Origin of the sequence: Pseudomonas sp. B23(2017), assembly GCF_002113725.1 — a bacterium.
Taxonomy (GTDB): Bacteria; Pseudomonadota; Gammaproteobacteria; order Pseudomonadales; family Pseudomonadaceae; genus Aquipseudomonas; species Aquipseudomonas putida_Z.
In genome coordinates this window covers 117789-139611 of sequence record NZ_NEJM01000007.1, presented here as the reverse complement: position 1 = coordinate 139611, position 21823 = coordinate 117789, and the positions used below count along the sequence as shown (strand labels likewise).

The 21823-nt window shown below is 64.9% G+C and carries 18 protein-coding genes; 10 read left to right on the top strand and 8 right to left on the bottom strand.

Annotated elements, in window-relative coordinates:
• Window positions 1-4: 4 nt before the first annotated feature.
• The 5 genes from CAG46_RS13710 (at window position 5) to CAG46_RS13690 (ending at window position 5846) form a co-directional block, all read left to right on the top strand.
• Window positions 5-679, top strand: coding sequence for a heavy metal response regulator transcription factor (locus CAG46_RS13710; RefSeq protein WP_025337735.1), 675 nt, complete (start codon window positions 5-7; stop codon window positions 677-679).
• A complete protein-coding gene (locus CAG46_RS13705; protein WP_085617413.1) occupies window positions 654-2042 on the top strand; it encodes a heavy metal sensor histidine kinase in 1389 nt (462 codons plus the stop codon). The genes CAG46_RS13710 and CAG46_RS13705 overlap by 26 nt, the downstream gene beginning before the upstream one ends.
• A gap of 315 nt (window positions 2043-2357) precedes the next feature.
• Window positions 2358-2582, top strand: coding sequence for a hypothetical protein (locus tag CAG46_RS13700; RefSeq protein ID WP_085587397.1), 225 nt, complete (start codon window positions 2358-2360; stop codon window positions 2580-2582).
• Between the two features lie 205 nt (window positions 2583-2787).
• Window positions 2788-4122, top strand: coding sequence for an OprD family porin (locus CAG46_RS13695; protein ID WP_085617411.1), 1335 nt, complete (start codon window positions 2788-2790; stop codon window positions 4120-4122).
• Between the two features lie 233 nt (window positions 4123-4355).
• Window positions 4356-5846 carry a GGDEF domain-containing protein gene (locus CAG46_RS13690; protein WP_085617409.1) on the top strand — a complete coding sequence of 497 codons (1491 nt, stop codon included), beginning with the start codon at window positions 4356-4358 and terminating at the stop codon, window positions 5844-5846.
• Here CAG46_RS13690 and CAG46_RS13685 read toward each other — a convergent pair.
• Complete coding sequence (locus CAG46_RS13685; protein ID WP_025337730.1) at window positions 5843-6319, bottom strand: PA2169 family four-helix-bundle protein; 477 nt, start codon at window positions 6317-6319, stop codon at window positions 5843-5845. The genes CAG46_RS13690 and CAG46_RS13685 overlap by 4 nt on opposite strands.
• A 203-nt stretch (window positions 6320-6522) precedes the next feature.
• Between CAG46_RS13685 and CAG46_RS13680 the strand changes: the two genes are divergently transcribed.
• The gene (locus tag CAG46_RS13680) at window positions 6523-6744 is read left to right on the top strand and encodes a DUF3820 family protein (protein WP_015268980.1); all 222 of its coding nucleotides are present in this window, start codon (window positions 6523-6525) and stop codon (window positions 6742-6744) included.
• A gap of 122 nt (window positions 6745-6866) precedes the next feature.
• On the opposite strand, the gene CAG46_RS13675 is transcribed toward CAG46_RS13680, so the two are convergent.
• Genes CAG46_RS13675 through ptsP form a run of 3 tightly spaced genes read right to left on the bottom strand, consistent with a single transcriptional unit; the run spans window position 6867 to window position 12403 of the window.
• Window positions 6867-8606 carry a PTS fructose-like transporter subunit IIB gene (locus tag CAG46_RS13675; RefSeq protein WP_085617407.1) on the bottom strand — a complete coding sequence of 580 codons (1740 nt, stop codon included), beginning with the start codon at window positions 8604-8606 and terminating at the stop codon, window positions 6867-6869.
• Window positions 8603-9550, bottom strand: coding sequence for a 1-phosphofructokinase (pfkB, locus tag CAG46_RS13670; RefSeq protein ID WP_025337728.1), 948 nt, complete (start codon window positions 9548-9550; stop codon window positions 8603-8605). The genes CAG46_RS13675 and pfkB overlap by 4 nt, the downstream gene beginning before the upstream one ends.
• Window positions 9551-12403, bottom strand: a complete 2853-nt coding sequence (gene ptsP, locus CAG46_RS13665; protein WP_085617405.1) for a phosphoenolpyruvate--protein phosphotransferase — start codon at window positions 12401-12403, stop codon at window positions 9551-9553. It abuts the gene before it with no gap.
• Between the two features lie 284 nt (window positions 12404-12687).
• Here ptsP and cra point away from each other — a divergent pair, with 284 nt between their 5' ends.
• Both cra and CAG46_RS13655 read left to right on the top strand, forming a co-directional pair.
• Window positions 12688-13683, top strand: coding sequence for a catabolite repressor/activator (cra, locus tag CAG46_RS13660; protein ID WP_025337726.1), 996 nt, complete (start codon window positions 12688-12690; stop codon window positions 13681-13683).
• Window positions 13684-13685: 2 nt separating this feature from the next.
• Window positions 13686-14462, top strand: a complete 777-nt coding sequence (locus tag CAG46_RS13655; protein WP_085617403.1) for a TatD family hydrolase — start codon at window positions 13686-13688, stop codon at window positions 14460-14462.
• A gap of 197 nt (window positions 14463-14659) precedes the next feature.
• On the opposite strand, the gene ampE is transcribed toward CAG46_RS13655, so the two are convergent.
• From ampE to CAG46_RS13635, 3 genes are all read right to left on the bottom strand, one after another.
• Window positions 14660-15490, bottom strand: coding sequence for a regulatory signaling modulator protein AmpE (gene ampE, locus CAG46_RS13650; protein WP_085617401.1), 831 nt, complete (start codon window positions 15488-15490; stop codon window positions 14660-14662).
• Complete coding sequence (gene ampD / locus CAG46_RS13645; RefSeq protein WP_025337723.1) at window positions 15487-16059, bottom strand: 1,6-anhydro-N-acetylmuramyl-L-alanine amidase AmpD; 573 nt, start codon at window positions 16057-16059, stop codon at window positions 15487-15489. Before ampD ends, ampE begins: the two co-directional genes overlap by 4 nt.
• A 209-nt stretch (window positions 16060-16268) precedes the next feature.
• Window positions 16269-18416 (bottom strand): DUF1631 domain-containing protein, encoded by a 2148-nt coding sequence (locus tag CAG46_RS13635; RefSeq protein ID WP_085617396.1) that lies wholly within the window; start codon window positions 18414-18416, stop codon window positions 16269-16271.
• A 242-nt stretch (window positions 18417-18658) separates the two neighbouring features.
• On the opposite strand from CAG46_RS13635, the gene nadC reads away from it, so the two are divergent.
• A complete protein-coding gene (gene nadC / locus CAG46_RS13630; RefSeq protein ID WP_046616049.1) occupies window positions 18659-19507 on the top strand; it encodes a carboxylating nicotinate-nucleotide diphosphorylase in 849 nt (282 codons plus the stop codon).
• A 161-nt stretch (window positions 19508-19668) separates the two neighbouring features.
• On the opposite strand, the gene trxB is transcribed toward nadC, so the two are convergent.
• On the bottom strand, window positions 19669-20631 hold the full coding sequence (gene trxB, locus CAG46_RS13625; protein ID WP_025337720.1) for a thioredoxin-disulfide reductase: 963 nt from the start codon (window positions 20629-20631) through the stop codon (window positions 19669-19671).
• 329 nt (window positions 20632-20960) lie between these two features.
• Between trxB and cysZ the strand changes: the two genes are divergently transcribed.
• Window positions 20961-21689, top strand: a complete 729-nt coding sequence (cysZ, locus tag CAG46_RS13620) for a sulfate transporter CysZ (RefSeq protein ID WP_085587379.1) — start codon at window positions 20961-20963, stop codon at window positions 21687-21689.
• Window positions 21690-21823: the final 134 nt, after the last annotated feature.

Here is a 21823-nt window from a genome sequence, read left to right as displayed (position 1 = left end):
GACCATGCGTGTGCTGATCATCGAAGACGAAGAAAAAACCGCCGACTACCTGCATCGCGGCCTCAGCGAGCAGGGGTTTACCGTCGACCTGGCGCGGGACGGCATCGATGGCCTGCACCTGGCCCTGGAAGGCGACTACGCGGTGATCGTGCTGGACGTGATGCTGCCTGGCCTGGACGGGTATGGCGTGCTGCGCGCCCTGCGCGCTCGCAAGCAGACACCGGTCATCATGCTGACCGCCCGTGAACGGGTCGAAGACCGTATCCATGGCCTGCGCGAGGGTGCCGACGACTATCTGGGCAAGCCGTTTTCCTTCCTCGAACTGGTCGCCCGCCTGCAAGCCCTGACCCGCCGTAGCAGCAACCATGAACCGCTGCAGGTGCAGGTGGGTGACCTGTGGATCGACCTGATGGCGCGCAAGGCCACGCGCGCCGGCCAACGCCTGGAGCTGACGGCCAAGGAGTTCTCGCTGCTCAGCGTGCTGGCCCGCCGACAAGGTGAAATCCTGTCGAAGACGGCGATTGCCGAGCTGGTCTGGGACATCAATTTCGACAGCGACGCCAACGTCGTCGAAGTGGCGATCAAGCGCCTGCGCGCCAAGCTCGACGGGCCTTTCGACAACAAGTTGCTGCACACCATCCGAGGCATGGGCTATGTCCTGGAAAACCGTGCGGGGTAATTCCATCGCACTGCGCCTGTCGGCGCTGTTCATCCTGGTGGCGCTGGGCGTGTTTTTGCTGATCGGCTCGGCGCTGTACCGCCAGGTCGACCGCAGCCTCGACCTGCTGCCGCAGGCCGAGCTGGATGCGCGCTTCAGCGTGCTCGAGTCCACCCTCAACCGCTTCGGCACACCGGAGCACTGGGTCAAGATCAACAACAAGCTCAACCTGCTCAGTGAAGAGGACAAGCGCATTCGCTTCTGGGTGGTCAGCAGCAACCCGGCCTACGAATACGGCCACCCCAGCGAGCTGGTCCGCGCATTCGCCGAAGGCGCGCAGGGCATGCGCGACCTGCGCCTGCCCGACCGGCCCTACCCTTACAAGGTGCTGGTCAGCGAACTGCCGGCCCTGGGCGAGCGGCCGCCGCTGCGCTTTCTGATCGGCATCGACACCGAAACATTCTGGCAGGCGCAGCACAGCCTGCTGGTGGCGATTGTCGGGCTGGCGGTGCTCGGCGTGCTGCTGGCCTCGCTGCTGGGCTACTGGGTGGCGCGTATCGGCCTGCGCCCGCTGCTGGCATTGTCCGTTGAGGCCCAGGCCCTGGCCCCTCCGCGCCTGGACGGGCGCCTGCAGACCCACGCCCTGGCCCCGGAACTGGCGCAGTTCGCCGGCGCCTTCAACGCCGCGCTCGACCGGGTAAGCCAGGCCTACTCGCGGCTGGAGGCGTTCAATGCCGACGTCGCCCACGAACTGCGCTCGCCGCTGACCAACCTGATCGGCCAGACCCAAGTGGCGCTGACCCGCGGACGCAGCGCCGAGCATTACTTCGAAGTGCTGCAATCGAACCTTGAGGAGCTGGAGCGCCTGCGCAGCATCATCAACGACATGCTGTTCCTGGCCAGTGCCGACCAGGGCAGCAAGGCCACGGCCCTGACCCAGGCCTCGCTGGCCGAGGAAGTGGCGACCACCCTCGATTACCTGGACTACATTCTCGAAGACGCTCAGGTCAGCGTGAGCGTGAGCGGCGATGCCCGGGCGCCCATCGAAAAGGCCCAGCTGCGCCGGGCGCTGATCAACCTGCTGAACAACGCCGTGCAGCACACCGCACCGCACCAGGTGATCAAGGTGCAGATCGATGCCGGGCCGCAGCAGGTCAGCATCGCCGTGAGCAACCCGGGGCCGGCGATCGACGATGAGCACCTGCCGTTGCTGTTCGAACGCTTCTACCGGGTGGATGCGGCACGTAGCAACAGTGGTGGGGGTAACCATGGGTTGGGGTTGGCGATCGTCAAGGCGATTGCGCTTATGCATGGTGGGGAGGTGTTCGTGCGTAGTGCCGCTGGGGCCAATACCTTTGGTATCTGGCTACCCACCCATGCCTGACAGGAGGTCGCGGTCGATGTGGGAGCGGCCTTGTGTCGCGAAAGGGCTGCGCAGCAGCCCCGACAAATGCTGCCCTGGCACAGAACCTGGGGCCGCTTCGCGCCCCTTTCGCGACACAAGGCCGCTCCCACAAAAGTAAAGACCGCTTAGGCCCTCTAGCATGCGGGTTTGCGGCGAAAGTCCAATTGCTTTTCCTGCGATAGTTACCTTTTACGCAACAGTGCTTATCGCGCTTCGCTCTGTTTCAAGTGCATTGAAAGGACTAACTTTACCCCCGTCCTCATTAGCACTTGCACCGCAAGAAGGTAGTTTCAAATGTCCAACAGTATGGGTATTGCCAGCGTCTTCGTCCTGTCTTCCCTGTTGTTGTCGCCCCTGGCCATGGCCGAAGAATCCAATGCTTTCGTCACCCGTAATGCTGAGTTCGCCGCGGTCCACCAAGAGGCCCGCGAAGCCGTAGCCGCACAGCAGGCCGACGCCGCCAAAGACGCAAACCAGACAGCTTCCAAGGTTTCTGTCGATGCCAATGCCGACAGCTGATCAAGCGCTGTCGCTGCTCCCGTTTTCCCTTGGCTACGCCATGGGCACCACCGGTGCCGATATGTTAGCCTTTTAAAGCCGCTGCCGATCAGCGGCTTTTTTTATGTGCTTCAACTATCAGCCAAGCTGTAACGTCCACCTATAAAAAAGACGCACATTCGAAAATAAAAACTGCCCCACCGCCAGACCCAAGGAGCTAGTACCGGTGCCTTCCGCGTTTCGTTTTACCCCGTTGTTCATTGCGTTGACTGCAACGATCCCTTTCGCCGCCCAGGCAGATGAAGACAAGGCTGATGGCTTCATCGAAGGCTCGTCCTTCAACCTGCATTTCCGTAATGCCTACTTCAACCGCGACAACCACAACGCCGGCGTGCGCGACACCCGCGAGTGGGGCCAGGGCGCGGTTGCACGCTTCGAGTCGGGCTACACCCCAGGTGTGGTCGGCTTTGGCCTGGACGCCCACGCCATGCTGGGCCTGAAACTCGACGGTGGCGGCGGCCATGCTGGCACCAGCATCCTGCCGACCCACCAAAAGAACGAAGACGAACTGGGTGCTGCCCCGCACTCGTTCTCCACCGCCGGTGCCGCAGTCAAGCTCAAGGCGTTCGACACCGAGCTGAAAGCCGGTGACCTGTTCCTCACCAACCCGGTGATCGCCGGCGGCGAAACCCGCATGCTGCCGCAGACCTTCCGTGGTGTGAGCCTGACCAACACCAGCATCGACGGCCTGCTGCTCGAAGGCGGCCAGGTGAGCTTCACCAAGCCGTACAACCAGAGCGGCCACCGCCGCATCGACACCTACTACGGTTCGCTGGGCGAGCACGACAAGAGCAAGCACCTGAACTGGGCCGGCGCGTCGTGGAGCGGTACCCCGAACATCACCGCCAACCTGTATGCGGCCGAGCTGAAGGACATCTGGAACCAGTACTACGCCGATTTCGACTACACCTATGTGGTCAACGACCTGGTCAGCCTGAACCCGGGCGTGCACTTCTATCACACCCAGGACACCGGCCAGGCCCTGCTGGGCAAGATCGACAACAACACCTATAGCGTGCATTTCACCGTCAACGCCGGGTTCCACAGCGTCACCGCCGCCTACCAGCGGGTCAATGGCAACACGCCGTTCGACTACATCAACCTGGGCGACAGCATCTACCTGGACAACTCGCGCATGTACTCGGACTTCAACGCACCGAACGAGCGCTCGTGGAAGCTGCAGTACAACTATGACTTCGCTGGTGTGGGCATCCCTGGCCTGACCACGGTGCTGTCGTATTCGCGCGGTGAAGCCGACCTGACCAAGGCCACCCAAGACACCACCCACTACGACTACTACCGTGCCGATGGCAAGAACGCCATGCACTGGGAGCGCGACCTGGACGTGAAGTATGTGTTCCAGGAGGGTGACCTGAAGGACCTGTCGGTGCTGGTGCGCTACGCCACCCACCGTGGCAGCCAGGGTTATGCGTCGATCGACAGCAACAGCGACAACGATGAACTGCGGGTGATCGTGGATTACCCGTTGAACGTGTTCTGATCCAGGCCCGCAAGCTAGACATCCAACCTGTGGGAGCGGGCGTGCCCGCGAACACCGGCGAAGCCGGTGCCATGCTCCGCGGCGCCTGCTTCGCGGGCATGCCCGCTCCCACAAGGTTCGCGGTCAGTCCAGAATAAGGTACACCGTGATTCCGTCGGACAAATCTTGTCCGACAATCCCCGCTTCCCTAGAATGTCGCCGCCGCGAATGGCCCTGCCCACGCAGTAGCGAGCATGACCACCCGATTACCGCGTTTCGCACACTACAGGTCGCACCCCGAGCTGATCCTCAATCTGGGCAGTTGCCTTGCCGTGCTCGCCATCGTGGCCATCGTCAGCTACCTGCTGGCGCGCGAGCGCGACAATGTCGAGCTGTCGGCAATTCGCTCGTCCAACAATATCGTCCAGCTGATCGAAAGCGACATCCTGCGCAACGTCGAACTCTACGACCAGTCGCTGCAGGGCCTGATCTGGGCGGTCGGACGCAAGGAGCTGCCGGAAATCCCCGGCCCGCTGCGCCAACGCCTGCTATTCAATGAAGCCTTCGTCGACCGCAAGCGCGGTGACGTGCTGTGGCTGGACAAGCAAGGCAATGTGGTGGGCGACTCCACCAGCAGCGTGCCACGCAAGGCCAACTTCGGCGACACCGGGGTATTCCAGGCGCACCTGCACAACCCCAACCTCGGCCTGCTGGTGGGCCCGCCATTCAAGGCCAAGCTGGGCGACCTGGACTGGTGCATCAGTTTCAGCCGGCGTATCTCCGACGCCAATGGCGAGTTCACCGGCCTGGCAGCGGGTGCACTGCGCCTGTCGTACTTCAGTGAGCTGTTCCAGCGCCTGGACATTGGTGATGACAGCAGCATCAACCTGCTCAACACCGACGGCCAACTGCTGGCTCGCCAGCCCAGCCGCACGCAAGACCCAGGGATCGGCAGCAACTATGCCGAGCGGCCCAATTTCAAACGCATTCTCAGCGAGCAGAGCGGCAGCTTCACCGCCCGCTCCAGCCGCAACGGCAAACCACGCATGTACACCTTCGCCCGGGTCGCGCAGCTGCCGCTGATCGTACTGGTGGTGCATTCGGCCGAAGACGTGTTCGAGTCCTGGCGCCGCACTGCGATCCTGGTCAGCGTGGCCACCGGGGTGCTCTGTGTCGGCATCCTCTCGCTGACCCTGCTGCTGGGCCGCGAACTGCGCCGCCGCCAGGAAGCCGAACAGGGCCTGGCGACCCTGGCTGCCACCGACAGCCTGACCGGCCTGGCCAACCGCCGCCGCCTGGACCAGGTACTGCGCCAGGAGTGGGCCCGCGCCCAGCGCAACCGCGAGCCTTTGGCGGTGCTGATGGTGGACGTGGACCATTTCAAGGCGTTCAACCAGCGCCACGGCCATGCCGGTGGCGACCATGCCTTGCGCGAAGTGGCCAGGACCATTGAGGAATGCATCCGCCGCCCGGCCGATCTGGCAGCGCGTTACGGTGGGGAGGAATTTCAGGTGGTGCTGCCGGAAACCGACCTGGCCGGTGCGCAGCTGCTGGCCGAGCGCATCCGCGCCAGTGTCGAGGCGCTGGCGCCGTTTGCCGATGATGCCCACTCGGTCACGGTGAGCATCGGCATCGGCCTGTCAGGCACCCAGCACGATCTGGCGAGGGTGCTGGGTGCTGCGGACGAAGCGCTCTACCGGGCCAAGGCCAAAGGCCGCAACCGGGTAGAGGGGCCTGCCGACTAGGCGCGGGCGCGGGCGGCGTTGCGCAGGGCCCTGACCTGGTCATGGTTGCGCTGTACACCTTGCAGCTGTTTTTCCACCAGGGTGTAGGTCTGGTCGCTGGCGGTGCGGCCCAGCTTCACCAGTTTCTCGCGGGCTTCCTTGTAGGCTTTGAGGGCATGGTCCTCGCCCCGCTCCACCTCGTTCAGCACCGCTTCCTCATCCTTGCCGGTGACCATCGCCTTGAGGTTGACCCAACCCCGATGCAGGTCACCGCTGATGCTGGTGGAGGTTTCCGGGTCGCCACCCAGGCGACGCACCTCGCTCTGCAGTTCGCCGGCCGCATTGGCACACTCACCGGCACGTTGAACGAAGAACGCTTTCAGTTCGGGGTTCTTCACATCATCGGCCGAGGCCTTGAAGCCTTTCTCGCCATCCTTGCTGTACTCGATCAGGTCGTTCAGCACGTCGATCACATCTTTGTTGGGATTGCTCATGGCACAAACTCCTTGGCAGGTGATAGTCATCTGTAATGGAGCAGCGTTCGTGCCAAGCCTTTAATCTCGATAAAACCCTTCTAAATCAATTAGATACAAATATCCGAGCCAAACCTGAAAACGGCGTTCTGCATGATTGCCGCTTGGGCCTTCGTGCAGATTGCAGTATGGTCGGCGCTTTTCAACAGCCAGGTGCGCCGATGATGAAGCCGGAAACCCTCGAACTGCTGGTGACCCGCACCATGCCGTTTGGCAAGTATCAGGGGCGAATCATTGCCGACCTGCCGGGGGATTATCTGGCCTGGTTTGCGCGCAAGGGTTTCCCGGCGGGGGAATTGGGTGGGTTGCTGGCGCTGATGCACGAGATCGATCACAACGGGCTGGGTGATCTGCTTGTGCCGTTGCGGCAAAAGCACGGGCGTTGACCTGTTCAGGCCTCTTCGCGGGTGAACCCGCTCCCACAGAGACCGCGCCGGACCTGATGCCTGTGCAGTACCTGTGGGAGCGGGTTCACCCGCGAAGAGGCCAGTAAGGCCCGCTGAAATCTCTAACCCTTCACCGGCGCTACCGCCAACTCCACCCGCTCGCTTTTCTTGATCACCGCATACACCACCGCCGTCAGCAGGCTACCCGCCACGATCGCCAACAAGTACAGCAGCGCATGGTTGATCGCATTGGGGATCAGCAGCACGAACAGGCCGCCATGCGGCGCCATCAGCTTGCAGCCGAAGTACATCGACAATGCCCCGGTCAATGCCCCGCCGGCCACGCTGGCCGGGATCACCCGCAGCGGGTCCTTGGCGGCAAACGGGATCGCCCCTTCGGAGATGAAGCACAGCCCCAGCGCCAGGGCCGCCTTGCCCGCTTCACGCTCGCTCTGGGCAAACTTGCGTCGGGCCAGGAAGGTGGCGATACCCAGGCCAATCGGCGGCACCATGCCGGCGGCCATGGTCGCCGCCATCGGCGCATAGCTCGACGAGGCCAACAGCCCCACCGAGAAGGCATAGGCGGCCTTGTTGATCGGCCCGCCCAGGTCGACGCACATCATGCCGCCCAACAACAGGCCCAAGAGGATGGCATTGGTGGTACCCATGCTGTCGAGAAAATGCGTGAGCCCTTCCAGCATCGCCGCCACCGGCTGGCCGACCACGTAGATCATCACCAGGCCGGTGAACAGGCTGGCCAGCAGCGGAATGATCAGGATCGGCTTGAGTGCCTCCAGGCTGCTGGGCAGGCGCGCCCAGCGGGCAATGGCCTTGGCGCTGTAGCCGGCGAGGAAGCCGGCGACGATACCACCGATGAAACCGGCGCCCAGGGTGCTGGCCAGCAGGCCGCCGATCATGCCAGGCGCCAGACCCGGGCGGTCAGCGATGGACCAGGCGATATAGCCCGCCAGCAGCGGCACCATCAGCTTGAATGCAGCCTCGCCGCCGATCTGCATCAACGCCGCCGGCAAGGTGCCCGGTTCTTTATAGGCCTCGATACCGAACACGAACGACAAGGCAATCAGCAGGCCGCCAGCCACCACCATCGGCAGCATGAACGACACGCCGGTGAGCAGGTGCTTGTATACCCCGGTCTTCTCGCCCTTCGCTGGCGTGCTCGCCGCTGCAGCATCGCTGCTGTTTTCCACCTTGGCTTCGGCCAAGGCCTTGTCCAGGGTGGCACGGGCCTGCTTGAGGGCGATACCGGTGCCACAACGGTAGATGCGCTTGCCGGCGAAACGCGCGGTGGGCACTTCGATGTCGGCGGCCAGCAGCACAACATCGGCTGCTGCGATGGCTTCGGCGGACAAGGGGTTGCGCGCACCGACCGAACCCTGGGTTTCGACGGTGAGCTGGTAGCCCAGTTGCTGCGCGGCCTGCTGCAAGGCTTCTGCGGCCATGAATGTATGCGCGACGCCAGTCGGGCAAGCCGTGACGGCGACGATGCGTGCGCCTGCGCTGCCAGCTTCGGCCGCAAGGCCTGGCACCGCGGCCAGCAGCCGGGCGCTGGCCGCAGCCTCATCGAGGAAGCCTTCGCGGTCGGCCAAAGCCTGGGACGGCGTGCTCTGGTACACGCGCTTGCCGACGAAACGCGCCAGGTCCACCGGGCCGGTGCTGACCACCAGCACCCAGTCGGCTTCGGCGATCTGCGCGGCGCTCAGCTGCCGCTCGGGGTGGCCGGCATCCTGCACTTCGACGCTGGTGCTCCAGCCCCGCCGCTGGGCAGCGGCGGACAGCAAGCGCGCGCTCAGCACGCTCGACACCTGGCCGTTGGGGCAGGCAGTGACAATGGCAATGTTCATCGGCAACCCTCTTGTTGTTCTGTCAGTTGCACGGCGGCTTCCAGACGCGCCAGTTGCTCGCGGTCACGGATGCCGAAACCAACCTGGGTAACAGCCTGTGCTGCGATCGCGGTGGCACGGGTCAAGGTCTGCGCCGGGGCTTCGCCCTGCAGCAGGCCGTGGACCATGCCGGCCACCAGCGAATCACCTGCGCCCACCGTGCTGGCGACCTGCACCTTGGGCGGGCAAGCATGTACGGCATGGTCATGGGTAAACCAGCTGACGCCCTGCTCGCCCGCCGACACCACCACGTGTTCGACGCCACTGGCCAGCAGGCGCTCGGCAGCAGCGCGCTGCTGCGCCGGGTTATCCACAGCCAGGCCAAGCACCTCGCCGAGCTCTTCGGTATTTGGCTTGACCAGCCAGGGCGAGCTCTGCAGGCCGGCACGCAGGGCTTCGCCGCTGCTGTCCAGGGCCACCTTGAGGCCTTGCGCCTTGAGCTGTTCGAGCAACTGGCGGAACCAGTCGGCACTGATCCCGCGCGGCAGGCTACCAGCCACCACCACCGCGTCGTGGCCCGGGGCAATCTGCGCCAAGCGGCGAAGCAATGCACTGCGTGCCGCTTCGTCGACTTCCGGGCCTTGGCCGTTGATGTCGGTGACACGGCCATCAGCCTCGACCAGCTTGATGTTGCTGCGGGTTTCGCCCGGTACGCGGACAAAACAGTCGACGAAGCCGCGCCAGTCGATCAGCGCTTCGAAGGGCTGCAGGTTGTCACGCCCGAGGAAGCCGCCAACAGTGACGCTGTGCCCCAGGTCGGCCAGTACCTGGGCAACGTTCAGCCCCTTGCCCGCGGCGTGGCTGTGCTGCTCCTGGCTGCGGTTGACCTGCCCCGGGCGCAGGGTATCCAGGCCGATGGTGATATCCAGCGCCGGGTTCAGGGTGAGGGTGAGGATCTTGGCCATTCAGTAACGCTCCACCAGCGCGCGAACCGCTGCGGCGCTGTCCTGTTGCAGGGCCTCGCGCGCCAGGGCGCGGGCCGTCTGGTGATCGGCCTGGCGGACCAGGGCCTTGACTTCGGCAATGCTGCGCGCGGCGACGCTGAGTTCGTCCACGTCCAGGCCCAGCAGCACGGCCACCGCCTGCGGGTCGGCCGCCAGCTCGCCGCACACGCCCACCCACTTGCCATGGGCATGGGCGGCGCGCACGGTCATGTCGATCAGGCTGAGCACCGCCGGGTGCAGGCCGTCGGCCTGGGCCGAGAGGCTGGGGTGGCCACGGTCGATGGCCAGGGTGTACTGGGTCAGGTCGTTGGTGCCGATGCTGAAGAAGTCCACTTCGCGCGCCAGCTGTGGTGCCAGCAGCGCTGCCGAGGGCACTTCGACCATGATACCCAGTTGCAGATCGGCTACCGGGATCTCGGCGCGCAGGCGCTCGACCATGGCACGCGCCTCGCGCCATTCATGGACCTGCCCGACCATCGGGAACATGATGCGCAGCGGGCGCTGGTCGGCCGCGCGCAGCAAGGCGCGCAGCTGGTCCTCCATCACCTGCGGGCGCTGCAGGGTCAGGCGTACGCCGCGCACACCGAGGAACGGGTTTTCCTCGGCAGCGATCGGCCAGTACGGCAGCGGTTTGTCACCGCCGACATCAAGGGTGCGTACCACCAGCGGGCGCCCGCCGAGGCCATCGAGCACGCGGCGGTACTCGGCTTCCTGGGTCGCTACGTCCGGGGCCTGGGTGTGGGCCATGAAAATCAGCTCGGTGCGCAGCAGGCCCACGCCTTCGGCGCCCTGCTCCACTACCTTGGCGATGCCGTTGCTCTCGCCGATGTTGGCAAACACCTCGACCGCGTGACCATCACGGGTGACCGCCGGCTCGAAGCGGTTGGCCCAGGCGGCCTGCAAGCGCTGCTCGCGCAGGTCGCGTTCGGCCAGGGCCCGTTGCAGTTCATCCGCCGGCGGCGCCACGCTGACCACGCCACGCTGGCCATCGAGCAGCAACGGCGTGCCACTGTCCAACAGCAGTATCGACGCCCCCGCGCCCACTACCGCCGGAATGCCCAGGGCACGGGCGACGATGGCGCTGTGGGCGGTGGCGCCACCCTGGGCGGTGACGATACCGGCGACGCGGCTCGGGTCCAGCCGGGCGACATCGGACGGGCCGACTTCGGTCATCACCAGCACGTAGGGTTGCTCGGGTTCAGCCTGGGCCTGCACGCCACACAACTGCGCCAGCACGCGGCGGCCGATGTCACGCAGGTCGGCAGCGCGTTCGGCGAGCAAGGCATCGTGTAGCGACTCCTGCTGGCGCGCCGCCGCCTCGATCACTGCCATCCAGGCTGCCGCGGCGCTTTCGCCCTGGCCCAGGCGCTGCTCGACATCATCGGCCAGCGCCGGGTCGGCGAGCATTTCCTGATGGGTGACGAAGATTTCGCCAATGGCCTTGTCGCTGCGCTGGACCAAGGCCTGCAGCTCGCCATTGACAGTCGCAACGGCTTCACGCAGCTTCTGCCGCTCCAGGGCGCAGGACTCGCCGCGCAGGGGGTAGTCGAACTCACGCTCGACACACACATGCGCCGGGCCACTGGCAATGCCGGGCGCAGCACCCACGCCGTGGATGCGGCTACCAGCTGCGGGCGCTTGCAGCACTTCAGCCGCTGCGCCGGCTGCAGTCGCCGCGCTCTGTGGCAGTGGCTCCACCTCTTCGCCCAGGCCTTGTTCGATGGCGGCCAGCAGCACCGGCAAGGCATCGGCGGCGATGGCTGGCTCAGCCACCAGTTCCAGCGCCTGGCCACGTCGGGCGCCGAGGCTGAGCAGCTTGCTCAGGCTCTTCACCGACACCGCTGGCTGCGCGCTGTCGACCAGGCGTACACGGATTTCCCCGTCGAAACCTTTGGCCAGTTGCGCCAATACCTTTGCCGGGCGGGCGTGCAAACCGTGCGGGTTGGCCAGCACGACCCGCGCACTGGGCCAGTCCACCGGCGCCTCTCCGCCCAGCACTTCAAGCACCGCGCGGCTGCTGGTGGCCTGGTAGAGCATCTGCCCACGGCCTTCGATCAGCACTTCGCACAGGCGCTCGAGCAAGGCCTGGTGGGCAGCACCGAGGCTGGCCAGGCAGAACAGGCCGTTGAGCGGCTGGTCGCGGTAACGCAGCGGCTGCTGCGGGGTGATGAAGGCCAGGCCCGGCTGGCGCACCTGGCGCTCGCTGTGCAGCCACCAAAGGCCCTCACCCAGCGGCAGCGGCTCGGCCTGCTGCAGCACGGCGGCAAAACCGCTGTCGACGCAGTCGGCGCGCTGCAACAGGCGGGCGCCGCGCCATGCCAGTTCATCGAAGTCTTCGGCCGCCAGGTTCAGGCCGACCAGTTGTGCATCCAGCGCCAGTTCCTGCGGCGCGCCCTGCAACAGTTTCAGCAACGCCTCGGCGGAGCCGGCGCGGCGCAATGCTTCGGCCAGGTCGGTCTCGCCCAGGGCACGGGTCAGCAGTTGCAGCAGGCGCAGGTGCTCGTCGGAACGGGCGGCGATGCCGATGGCAAGGTAGACCATCTGGCCATCGCCCCAATCCACACCCTCGGGAAACTGCAACAGGCGTACGCCGGTGGCGTACACCAGGTCACGGGTCTGCGGCGTGCCATGGGGGATGGCAATGCCCTGCCCAAGGAAGGTGGAGCCTTGTGCCTCTCGGGCCTGCAGCCCTTGCAGGTATCCCTCGGCGACCAGGCCATCGGCGACCAACCGGTCGGCCAGCAGGCGCAATGCCTCGGCCTTGTCGGCGGCCTTCTGGCCCATGGCTATCTGCTCCTTGGCGAGCTCGAGCATGACCTTCTCCTTTTGCAGTTCCCGGTCGGGTACTGGAGTATTGTTGTGAAATTCACTTGAACGGCCAGTTCAACAGCCTTGCACGGATGGCAGCCGAGGCAGAAAATTCGGCAGCTGAAACGATTAATCTGACCAGACGGCCACGTTACTCGATAATCTGCCGAGGAAAAAGCCCCATCCTGTCGGACAATTGCGACAATGGTCGTCTGCGCGTGGCGCCCTCGCCGGGTCAAACTACCCGGTCAGGGCTCACAGCCAGCCCCGGTAATAACAAGGAAAATTCGGTGAAACTCAGCGATATCGCCCGTCTGGCCGGTGTGTCCGTGACCACTGCCAGCTACGTCATCAATGGCAAGGCCGAACAGCAGCGCATCAGCAACAGCACTGTCGAGCGGGTACGCGCGGTGGTCGAGGCCCACGGCTTCACCCCCAACCCGCAGGCCGCTGGCCTGCGCAGCCGGCATACCCGCACCCTGGGCTTCATTCTCCCGGATCTGGAGAACCCCAGCTACGCCCGCATCGCCAAGCAGCTCGAACAAGGCGCCCGCGCCCGCGGCTACCAGTTGCTGATCGCCAGCAGCGACGACCAGCCCGACAGCGAGCGCCAGTTGCAGCAGCTGTTCCGCGCCCGCCGTTGCGATGCACTGTTCGTCGCCAGCTGCCTGCCGCCAGAGGACGACAGCTACCGCGAACTGCAGGACAAAGGCCTGCCGGTGATCGCCATCGACCGCCGCCTGGACCCTGCGCACTTCTGCTCGGTGATCAGCGACGACCGCGATGCCAGCCGCCAACTGGCCGCCAGCCTGCTGAGCGCCGCCCCGCGCAGCATCGCACTGATCGGCGCGCGCCCCGAGCTGTCGGTCAGCCAGGCACGTGCCGGCGGCTTCGACGAAGCCCTGCAAGGCTATGCCGGCGAAGTTCGCCGCTATCAGGGCGAAGCGTTCAGCCGTGAGTGCGGCCAGCGCCTGATGCAACAGTTGATCGACGACCTTGGCGGCCTGCCGGATGCCCTGGTGACTACCTCCTACGTGCTGCTGCAAGGGGTGTTCGACACCCTGCAGGCGCGCCCTGCCGACTCGCGCCAGCTGCAGCTGGGTACCTTTGGCGACAACCAGTTGCTCGACTTCCTGCCGCTGCCAGTCAATGCCATGGCCCAGCAGCATGGCCTGATTGCCGCCACCGCCCTGGAACTGGCACTGGCCGCGATCGAGGACAAACGCTACGAACCTGGCGTGCATGCTGTCGGTCGAACGTTCAAGCAACGCATTACAGCGGCCTGAACATGCGCCTGATCGACACCCACACCCACCTGGACTTCCCCGACTTCGACGCCGACCGCCCGCGCCTGCTGGCCAACGCGGCGTCGCGCGGGGTTGAGCGGATGGTGGTGCTGGGGGTGTACCAGGCGAATTTCCAGCGGGTGTGGGACCTGGCCTGTGCCGACCAGCGCCTGTTCGCCGCGCTCGGCCTGCACCCGATCTACCTTGACCAGCATCGCCCGGAGCACCTGGCGCAGCTGCGCGAGTGGCTGGAGCGCCTGCACGGCGACCTACGGCTATGTGCCGTGGGCGAGTTCGGCCTGGACTATTACCTCGAAGACCTGGACAAGGCCCGCCAGCAGGTGCTGTTCGAAGCGCAACTGCAGATGGCCTGCGACTTCGAACTGCCCGCCCTGCTGCACGTGCGCCGCAGCCATGCGCAGGTGATCGCCACGCTCAAGCGCTTCAAGCCGGCGCGGGCGGGGGTGATACATGCGTTTGCCGGCAGTTACGAAGAGGCCCGCGAGTACATCAAGCTGGGCTTCCGGCTTGGGCTTGGCGGTGCGGGTACCTGGCCGCAGGCCCTACGGCTGCGCAAGACCCTGGCGCGGTTGCCGCTGGACAGCGTGGTGCTGGAGACCGATGCGCCGGACATGGCGCCGGTCATGTTCCCCGGGGTGAGGAACAGCCCGGAGCACCTGCCGGAGATTGCCGAGGCGCTGGCGCAGGTGATGGGTGTGGAAGTTGGCGAACTGGCTGAGGCCAGTAGTCGCAACGCTTGCGAGTTGTTTCGCTGGTAGCAGCTTTGTGCCCGTGCCGGACTCTTCGCGGGTAAACCCGCTCCCACAGGTACAGCGCTACCCTCAGGATTTGCACGGTCCCTGTAGGAGCGGCCTTGTGTCGCGAAAGGGCCGCAACGCGGCCCCGGCAATCCATGCGGCGAAGCTGAAAACCTGGGGCTGCTACGCTCCTGCAAGGAACCGCGCCTGGCTTCAGATCAGACAAGCACCGTCCACAGCGCAAACCCGGCATACCACAGCACCGCACAACGCAGCAGCAGCTCCCACAGGCTGTCCAGCCGCCCCAGCCCGCGCTGGCTGCCTTCTTCCTCGGGAATGTCATCGGCAATGCGCCCGACCCGGGCCACCAGGTGTGCGGCGCTGATGTGCCAGTTGAGCACCTCGTGCAGCATCACTCGCGTGACCGCGAGGAAGTTGCCGACCAGGGCAAAACTCAAGGCCAGCACCCGTACCGGCAGCCAGTCCATGATATGCCTGAGCTGCTCGGCACGAGCCTTCAACGTCGGTTGCTTGCTGTGTTCGCCACACAGCGCCAGCAGGCGGTAGGCCAGGGCTGCACCCGGGCCCAGCACGAAGTACCAGAAGATCACCGCGAAAAAGCCCTGGTACACCTGCCACAGCAGGTTGCCCTGCACCCGCACCAACAGGCTGTGCGGTTCGTCGGCCGCCAGCCCCAGGTCGCGCTCGGCCACATGCAAAGCGGCCTGGTCATCACCACGCCGCCAGGCATCGCGGAACGGCCCCAACGATGCCTTGGCATCGCCGCGGCCCAGGCTGTAGATCAGCACCAGCAGGTGCACCGGCAATGCCAGCAAGCCATACGCCACCGGGTCCAGCACATGCAGCAGCAACACCAGCAGCGCTACCGGTGCCAGTACCAGGATGGCCAGCGTCCACCACGGGTGCACCTTGCCGCTGCGCTCCAGGCGCACCAGTTCGCCAAGGAAGAACCCATCGCGCTGCACCTGATGGCGCAGGGCCGAGAACTTCTCGACCCAGAGCGCCAGCAACAACACCAGAAAACTCATGCCTTGTCCTCGTTTTGCTGCAGCGCCTGTCGGTAGCGCGGCCAGTCGAAGGCCGGGCCGGGGTCGGTCTTGCGCTGCGGGGCAATGTCGCTGTGGCCCTGGATGCGGCCCAGGTCGATGGCCGGCCAGGCACCGCGGATGTGCCGGGTAAGTTGCTCCAGTACCGTGTACTGGGCATCGGTATAAGGCAGATCGTCGGTGCCTTCCAGTTCGATGCCGATGGAGAAATCGTTACAGCCTTCACGCCCGTCGAAGCACGACACACCGGCGTGCCAGGCGCGGTCGAGCAACGACACGAACTGGGTCACCGCACCATCACGCTCGACGAACAGGTGTGCCGACACGGTCAGGTGGTTGATGCTGGCGAAGTACGGGTGTTCGTCTGGGTCCAGGCGGTTCTGGAAGAATTGCTGGACCTTGCCGGTGCCGAAACAGGCAGGCGGCAGGCTGATGTTGTGGATCACCAGCAGGGAAATCGATTCGCCTTCGGGGCGGGTATTGAAGTTCGGCGAGGGGCAGTGGGTGATTCCGATTCCGTGGAACCAGCCAGTGGCACGGTCCAATTGCATGGGGCAGATCCTGAAAACGCCGTGAACAGGTCAACAGTATGCCCTGCGACCAACGGCGTTTGCATGTGAATCATTGTAATGCTGTGGGAGCGGGCGTGCCCGCGAACACCGGCGCAGCCGGTGCCATCCACCGCGGCGCTTGTTTCGCGGGCACGCCCGCTCCCACAGAGATCGTGCCAGCTTGCAGATATTGCGCAAGACAGTTGTGCCTACCGCCGCAGCCTGTCGAGCACCGCCTCCAGTGCCCGCTCGAACAACAGCCCGTCATCCAGCACTCGCACGTCGCCTCGGTGCAGTGCCTGGGCCAGGCTGGCACCATTCCATTCGCGCACTTTCATGCCGGTGCGGTTGGCGAACACCAGCCGGTCGCTGCTGTCGATGCGCGCCACCAGCTTGCAGCGCAACGGTTCGTCCTCGTCCAGCACCTCGACCCAGGTACCGATACGCAGGCGCTGCACCTGGCGCAGCGCCACAGCCTGCCCATCGGCAAACTGCAACGGAGCACAAGCGGGTTCTTCAGCAATCGCCAGGACGATGTCCTCGTCAACCAGCACCTCGCTCAGGGGTTGGCCCTCACCACCGGACGCCACCGCGGTACCCGCGCAGGCACGCACATGCAGTTGCTCCAGTTGCAGGAAGAATTCGCGGGTCGCTGCCGAATCCAGGGCCACGCTGGACAGGCCATCGCGCAGTGCCTTGAGCAGGCCCGGTACCTGCTGCAGCAAGGCATGTGGCTCATGCGGCGGGGTGATGCTGGCCAGCAGCGTGTCCATCGTCTGCAAGGCGTCTCGCCAGGCCTGGGATGCCTCGCCCTGCTTGAGCCAGGCCAGTAGCAGTACCTGGCTCCAGGCCTGCACCAGCATCTGTACCACCACCTGCGGCAATAACCGGCCGCGCAGCCGCTGGTTGAGTGCATGCTGCACCTGCTGCCTGGCCTGCAGGGCTCGGGCACGCCCTTCTTCGGCGTCGCGGGTACGTTGTTCAAGCAGCTCGTTGCGCCGCCGCTCGTCCTGGTTGAAAGCGAGGAAGTCTTCGAGCAGTTCGGCGAACAGGCTGGCATCTTCGGCAAAATCATTGAGCAGGCGCTGGACGATACGCTCCACCCGCAGGTGCAGGCTGTCGCGCATGCCGTCGCTGCCGCATTCCCAACCGATTGCCGCGCCAGCGATCTCGTTGAGCAGGCGGCGGGCCGGGTGGCTGGCCCGACTGAACAGCCCCTTGTCCAGCAGGGCTACCTTCAGCAGCGGAATATGCAGGCGCCCGATCAGCGCACGCAGGCTGGCCGGCAGGTTGTCGTCGGCCTGGATGAAGGCGAACAGCAGCCCAACCAGGTTGATCATGTCCTCGTCGGCCACATCGATGCGCCGGCGTGTGCCGCTGCGCACGCTGACCCGCAGCAGCAGTTGTTCAAGCTGTTGGCCAAGCTCGAAATCATCGGCCTCGTGGGTAGCGGGCACGTAGTGCTGCAAATGCGAAAGCAGGCGCAGCAGGTCGGCGGTGCTGATTGGCTGGGCGGCGGCCACCGCCTGCAAACGAGGCGCGAACTGCCCGCGCGCCGGGGCCAGCAGTGTTTGCAACGAGGCAAAGAACGCCTGCCCTGCCGCGTCCGCGCCCACCTCGTGCCCCAGGTTCGCCGGCCCGCGTCGTGCGTTCATGCGCCGGTCTTCGGCACGCCGGCGCGGTGCCGTTGGCAACTCGGGCAACACACCGGCAGCGGCCAGCAACTGGTTGGCTTCGCCATAGATCACATCGGCATCGCGCAACACATAGCGCTCGAACAGTTTCAGCAGGACCAGCTTGACCCGCAGGCAAACCCCCAGGTTGCGGCCAGCGTCGAGGAAGTAGCCGCACAGCGCTGCGGGCCCCAGCGGGTTGTGCTGCTCGTGCAGGGGGCGGTCGAGCAGTACCTGCAAGCGCAGGCCCAGTTGCTGCAGGGCAATGCCGTCGCGTGACAGCACCCGCGCGACCATGCCTTCGATCGCGGCGGCCCGCTCCACCTGGGCCTTGCTGCGCAGGTTGCCCGGCTCGACCAGGTGCGCCAGCAGGTCGACCTGGCCGATACGGGCAAAGGCATCATAGAACGTGTCGAGAAAACCGCGCTCGATGCTCTTGCGCTTCAGGCGCAAGTCGCGCATGGCCTCGAAGTACAGGTTCTGGTCACTGCGGTCGAAGGCCTTGTCGGCCATCTCGAAGAGGGTGTCGTCGGCGTTGTCGAACAAGTCCTGCAGGCCCTGACGCAACTGCAAGGCGGCCTTGTCCCGCACCTGCAGGAGCAACACCGGAAGGCAAGGCAGAGGCGCACGCCCGCCTCGATCGATGGCTGCCGCCAAGGGCACCACCTTGCCTTCTTTTTGCATCCTGTACTCCTTGCAGGGTGTCTCGCCCGAAGGGGCTGAAGATCGTCAAAGTCATGACGCCAAATACTGGTCACCATTATCGGTAAAAACCCGCACAGCTGCCAGCGCCGTTTCACTGGCTGGCTAATGACCCTGATTTACCCCGCTTGCTCACACCGGCCGACCAAAGGTCATCGCCAAGGCGACTGTACACACCGGCCCCCTGCCCTATAATCGCCGGCATCTAGCTTGTGGAGCCGACCATGCCGAACCTACGCCTTGCCGACCTGACCGCTGAAATCGAAGCCAACGTGCGCCGTGCGCTGTTGGAGGACATCGGCAGTGGCGATATCACCGCGCAGTTGATCCCGGCCGAGCGCCTGGCCAAGGCGACCATCATTACCCGCGAAGACTGCGTGATCGCCGGCACCGCCTGGGTCGATGCCGTGTTCCGCCAACTCGACCCGCGCGTGGCCGTGCACTGGCAGGTGGCCGATGGCGAGCGCGCCACGGCCAACCAGCCGCTGTTCCATCTGGAGGGCCCCGCGCGTTCGCTGCTCAGTGGTGAGCGCAGTGCACTGAACTTCCTGCAGATGCTGTCGGGGGTCGCCACCCGTGCGCGCTTCCTGGCCGACCTGGTGGAAGGCACCCAGGTGCGCCTGCTGGACACCCGCAAGACCCTGCCGGGCCTGCGCCTGGCGCAAAAGTATGCAGTGACTTGCGGCGGTTGCGACAACCACCGCATCGGCCTGTACGACGCCTTCCTGATCAAGGAAAACCACATCGCCGCCAGCGGCGGCGTGGCCGCGGCCGTGGCGGCGGCGCATCGCATTGCGCCAGGCAAGCCGGTGGAAATCGAAGTGGAAAGCCTCGACGAACTGCGCCAGGCACTGGCCGCAGGTGCCGACATCATCATGCTCGACGAGCTGAACCTGGAAGAGATGCGCGAAGCAGTGCGCATTACCGCGGGCAAGGCCAAGCTGGAAGCCAGTGGCGGGGTCAACGAGACGACCTTGCGGGTGATTGCCGAGACTGGGGTGGACTACATCTCGATTGGTGCAATGACCAAGGATGTGAAGGCGGTGGACCTGTCGATGCGGTTGAGCCTGTGAGCTGATCGCAGGCATGAAAAAACCGGCCTCACGGCCGGTTTTTCATTGGGGGCGCTTTGCGCCCCTTTCGCGACACAAGGCCGCTCCTACAGGGATCGCATATCCCTGTAGGAGCGGCCTTGTGTCGCGATGGGCTGCGCAGCGGGCCCGGCGATTCAGAATCAGAACGAAGCGTTGGCCAGCCCGTCCAGGTAACGCTCGACATCCAGCGCCGCCATGCAGCCCGCACCGGCCGAGGTAATGGCCTGGCGGTAAACGTGGTCAGCCACGTCACCGGCGGCGAACACGCCCTCGACGTTGGTGGCGGTGGCATTGCCTTCACGGCCACCGTTGACCACCAGGTAGCCGTCCTTGAGGGTCAGCTGGCCTTCGAACAGCGAGGTGTTCGGGGTGTGGCCAATGGCGATGAACACGCCGTCGACCTTGATTTCGTCGCTGCTGCCGTCGTTGTTCTTCAGGCGCGCACCGGTCACGCCCATGTTGTCACCCAGCACTTCGTCCAGGGTGGCGTTGAGCTTGAGCTCGATCTTGCCTTCGGCCACACGGGCGTGCAGCTTGTCGACCAGGATCTTCTCGGCGCGGAAGGTATCGCGACGGTGTACCAGGGTCACCTTGCTGGCGATGTTGGCCAGGTACAGTGCCTCTTCCACGGCAGTGTTGCCGCCGCCCACCACGGCAACCGGCTTGTTGCGGTAGAAGAAGCCGTCGCAGGTGGCGCAGGCCGAAACACCCTTGCCCATGAAGGTTTCTTCCGACGGCAGGCCCAGGTAGCGGGCGCTGGCGCCAGTGGCGATGATCAGCGCGTCGCAGGTGTACTTGCCGCTGTCACCCTGCAGGGTGAAGGGCTTGTTGGCCAGGTCGACGGCGTTGATGTGGTCGAAGACGATTTCGGTTTCGAAACGCTCGGCGTGCTCCTGCATGCGTTGCATCAGCGCCGGGCCGGTCAGGCCATGGGGGTCGCCCGGCCAGTTGTCGACTTCGGTGGTGGTGGTCAGCTGGCCGCCGGCCTGCATGCCGGTGATCAGCAGCGGCTTGAGGTTGGCACGGGCGGCATACACCGCGGCGCTGTAACCGGCAGGGCCGGAACCGAGAATGATGACGCGCGAATGACGTACTTCAGACATGTCGAACTCCTGTCGAGCGGGCCGCAGGGCCGGCATCGGTGCACCGGCTGCGCCAGCAGGAAAATTAAAAAGGACCCACGCAGCACTTGGGGAAGGCTACAACGCGCAGGCCCGGAAAGCGGAAAGTTGAGCGCACTGTAGCGAGGTCGCAAAGATTAAGGAAATATCCTTCGACAATCCACCTCATAGGCATCGTCTATTCAGCGATTTCATCGATAGCCAAGCCCTGCTGCTTTTGTTACAGCCCGTTTCCCACCCGCTGCCCGCCTTTCGTCGGCGCGGCAAACTCGGTAAGGTCAGCGCGTTTTCCTTCTCTGCGGAGTCTCTCGATGCAAGCCCCTGTCCTCTCTGGCCCCCAGTACCTGCGCGAAGGCCTGAAACTGGTGCTGAGCCCCAACCTGCGGTTGTTCGTGCTGCTGCCGCTGGCGGTCAACCTGCTGCTGTTCGGCGGCCTGATCTACTTCGCCGGGCATCAATTCGACCTTTGGCTTGATGCCCTGATGCCGACGCTGCCGGATTGGTTGAGCTTCCTCAGCTACATTCTCTGGCCGCTGTTCGTTGCCTTGTTGGTGCTGATGGTGTTCTTCACCTTCACCTTGGTAGCCAACATCATTGCCGCGCCTTTCAATGGTTTCCTGGCGGAAAAGGTCGAGGTGGTTGTGCGTGGGCAGGACAACTTCCCGGCATTCAGCTGGGGCGAACTGGTGGCCATGGTGCCACGGACCTTCGGCCGTGAAATGCGCAAGCTGGGCTACTTCCTGCCACGGGCAATCGGCCTGTTCATCCTGTCGCTGATCCCGGTGGTCAACGTGGTGGCGGCGCCGCTTTGGCTGATCTTCGGGGTGTGGATGATGGCTATCCAGTACATCGACTACCCGGCGGACAACAACAAGATGAGCTGGCAGGACATGCTCGCCTGGCTGCGCCAGAAACGCTGGCAGAGCCTGGGCTTTGGCGGCATTACCTACCTGGCGTTGATGATCCCGCTGGTGAACGTGCTGATGATGCCGGCGGCGGTGGCCGGGGCCACGTTGTTCTGGGTGCGGGAACGGAACTGATCCCTCTCGGACCTTGCGCGGCCTCCTGTGGGAGCGGCCTTGTGTCGCGAAAGGGCCGCAGAGCGGCCCCAGGATATCAGCACTAATGCACAAATTGCTGGGGCCGCTTTGCGGCCCTTTCGCGACACAAGGCC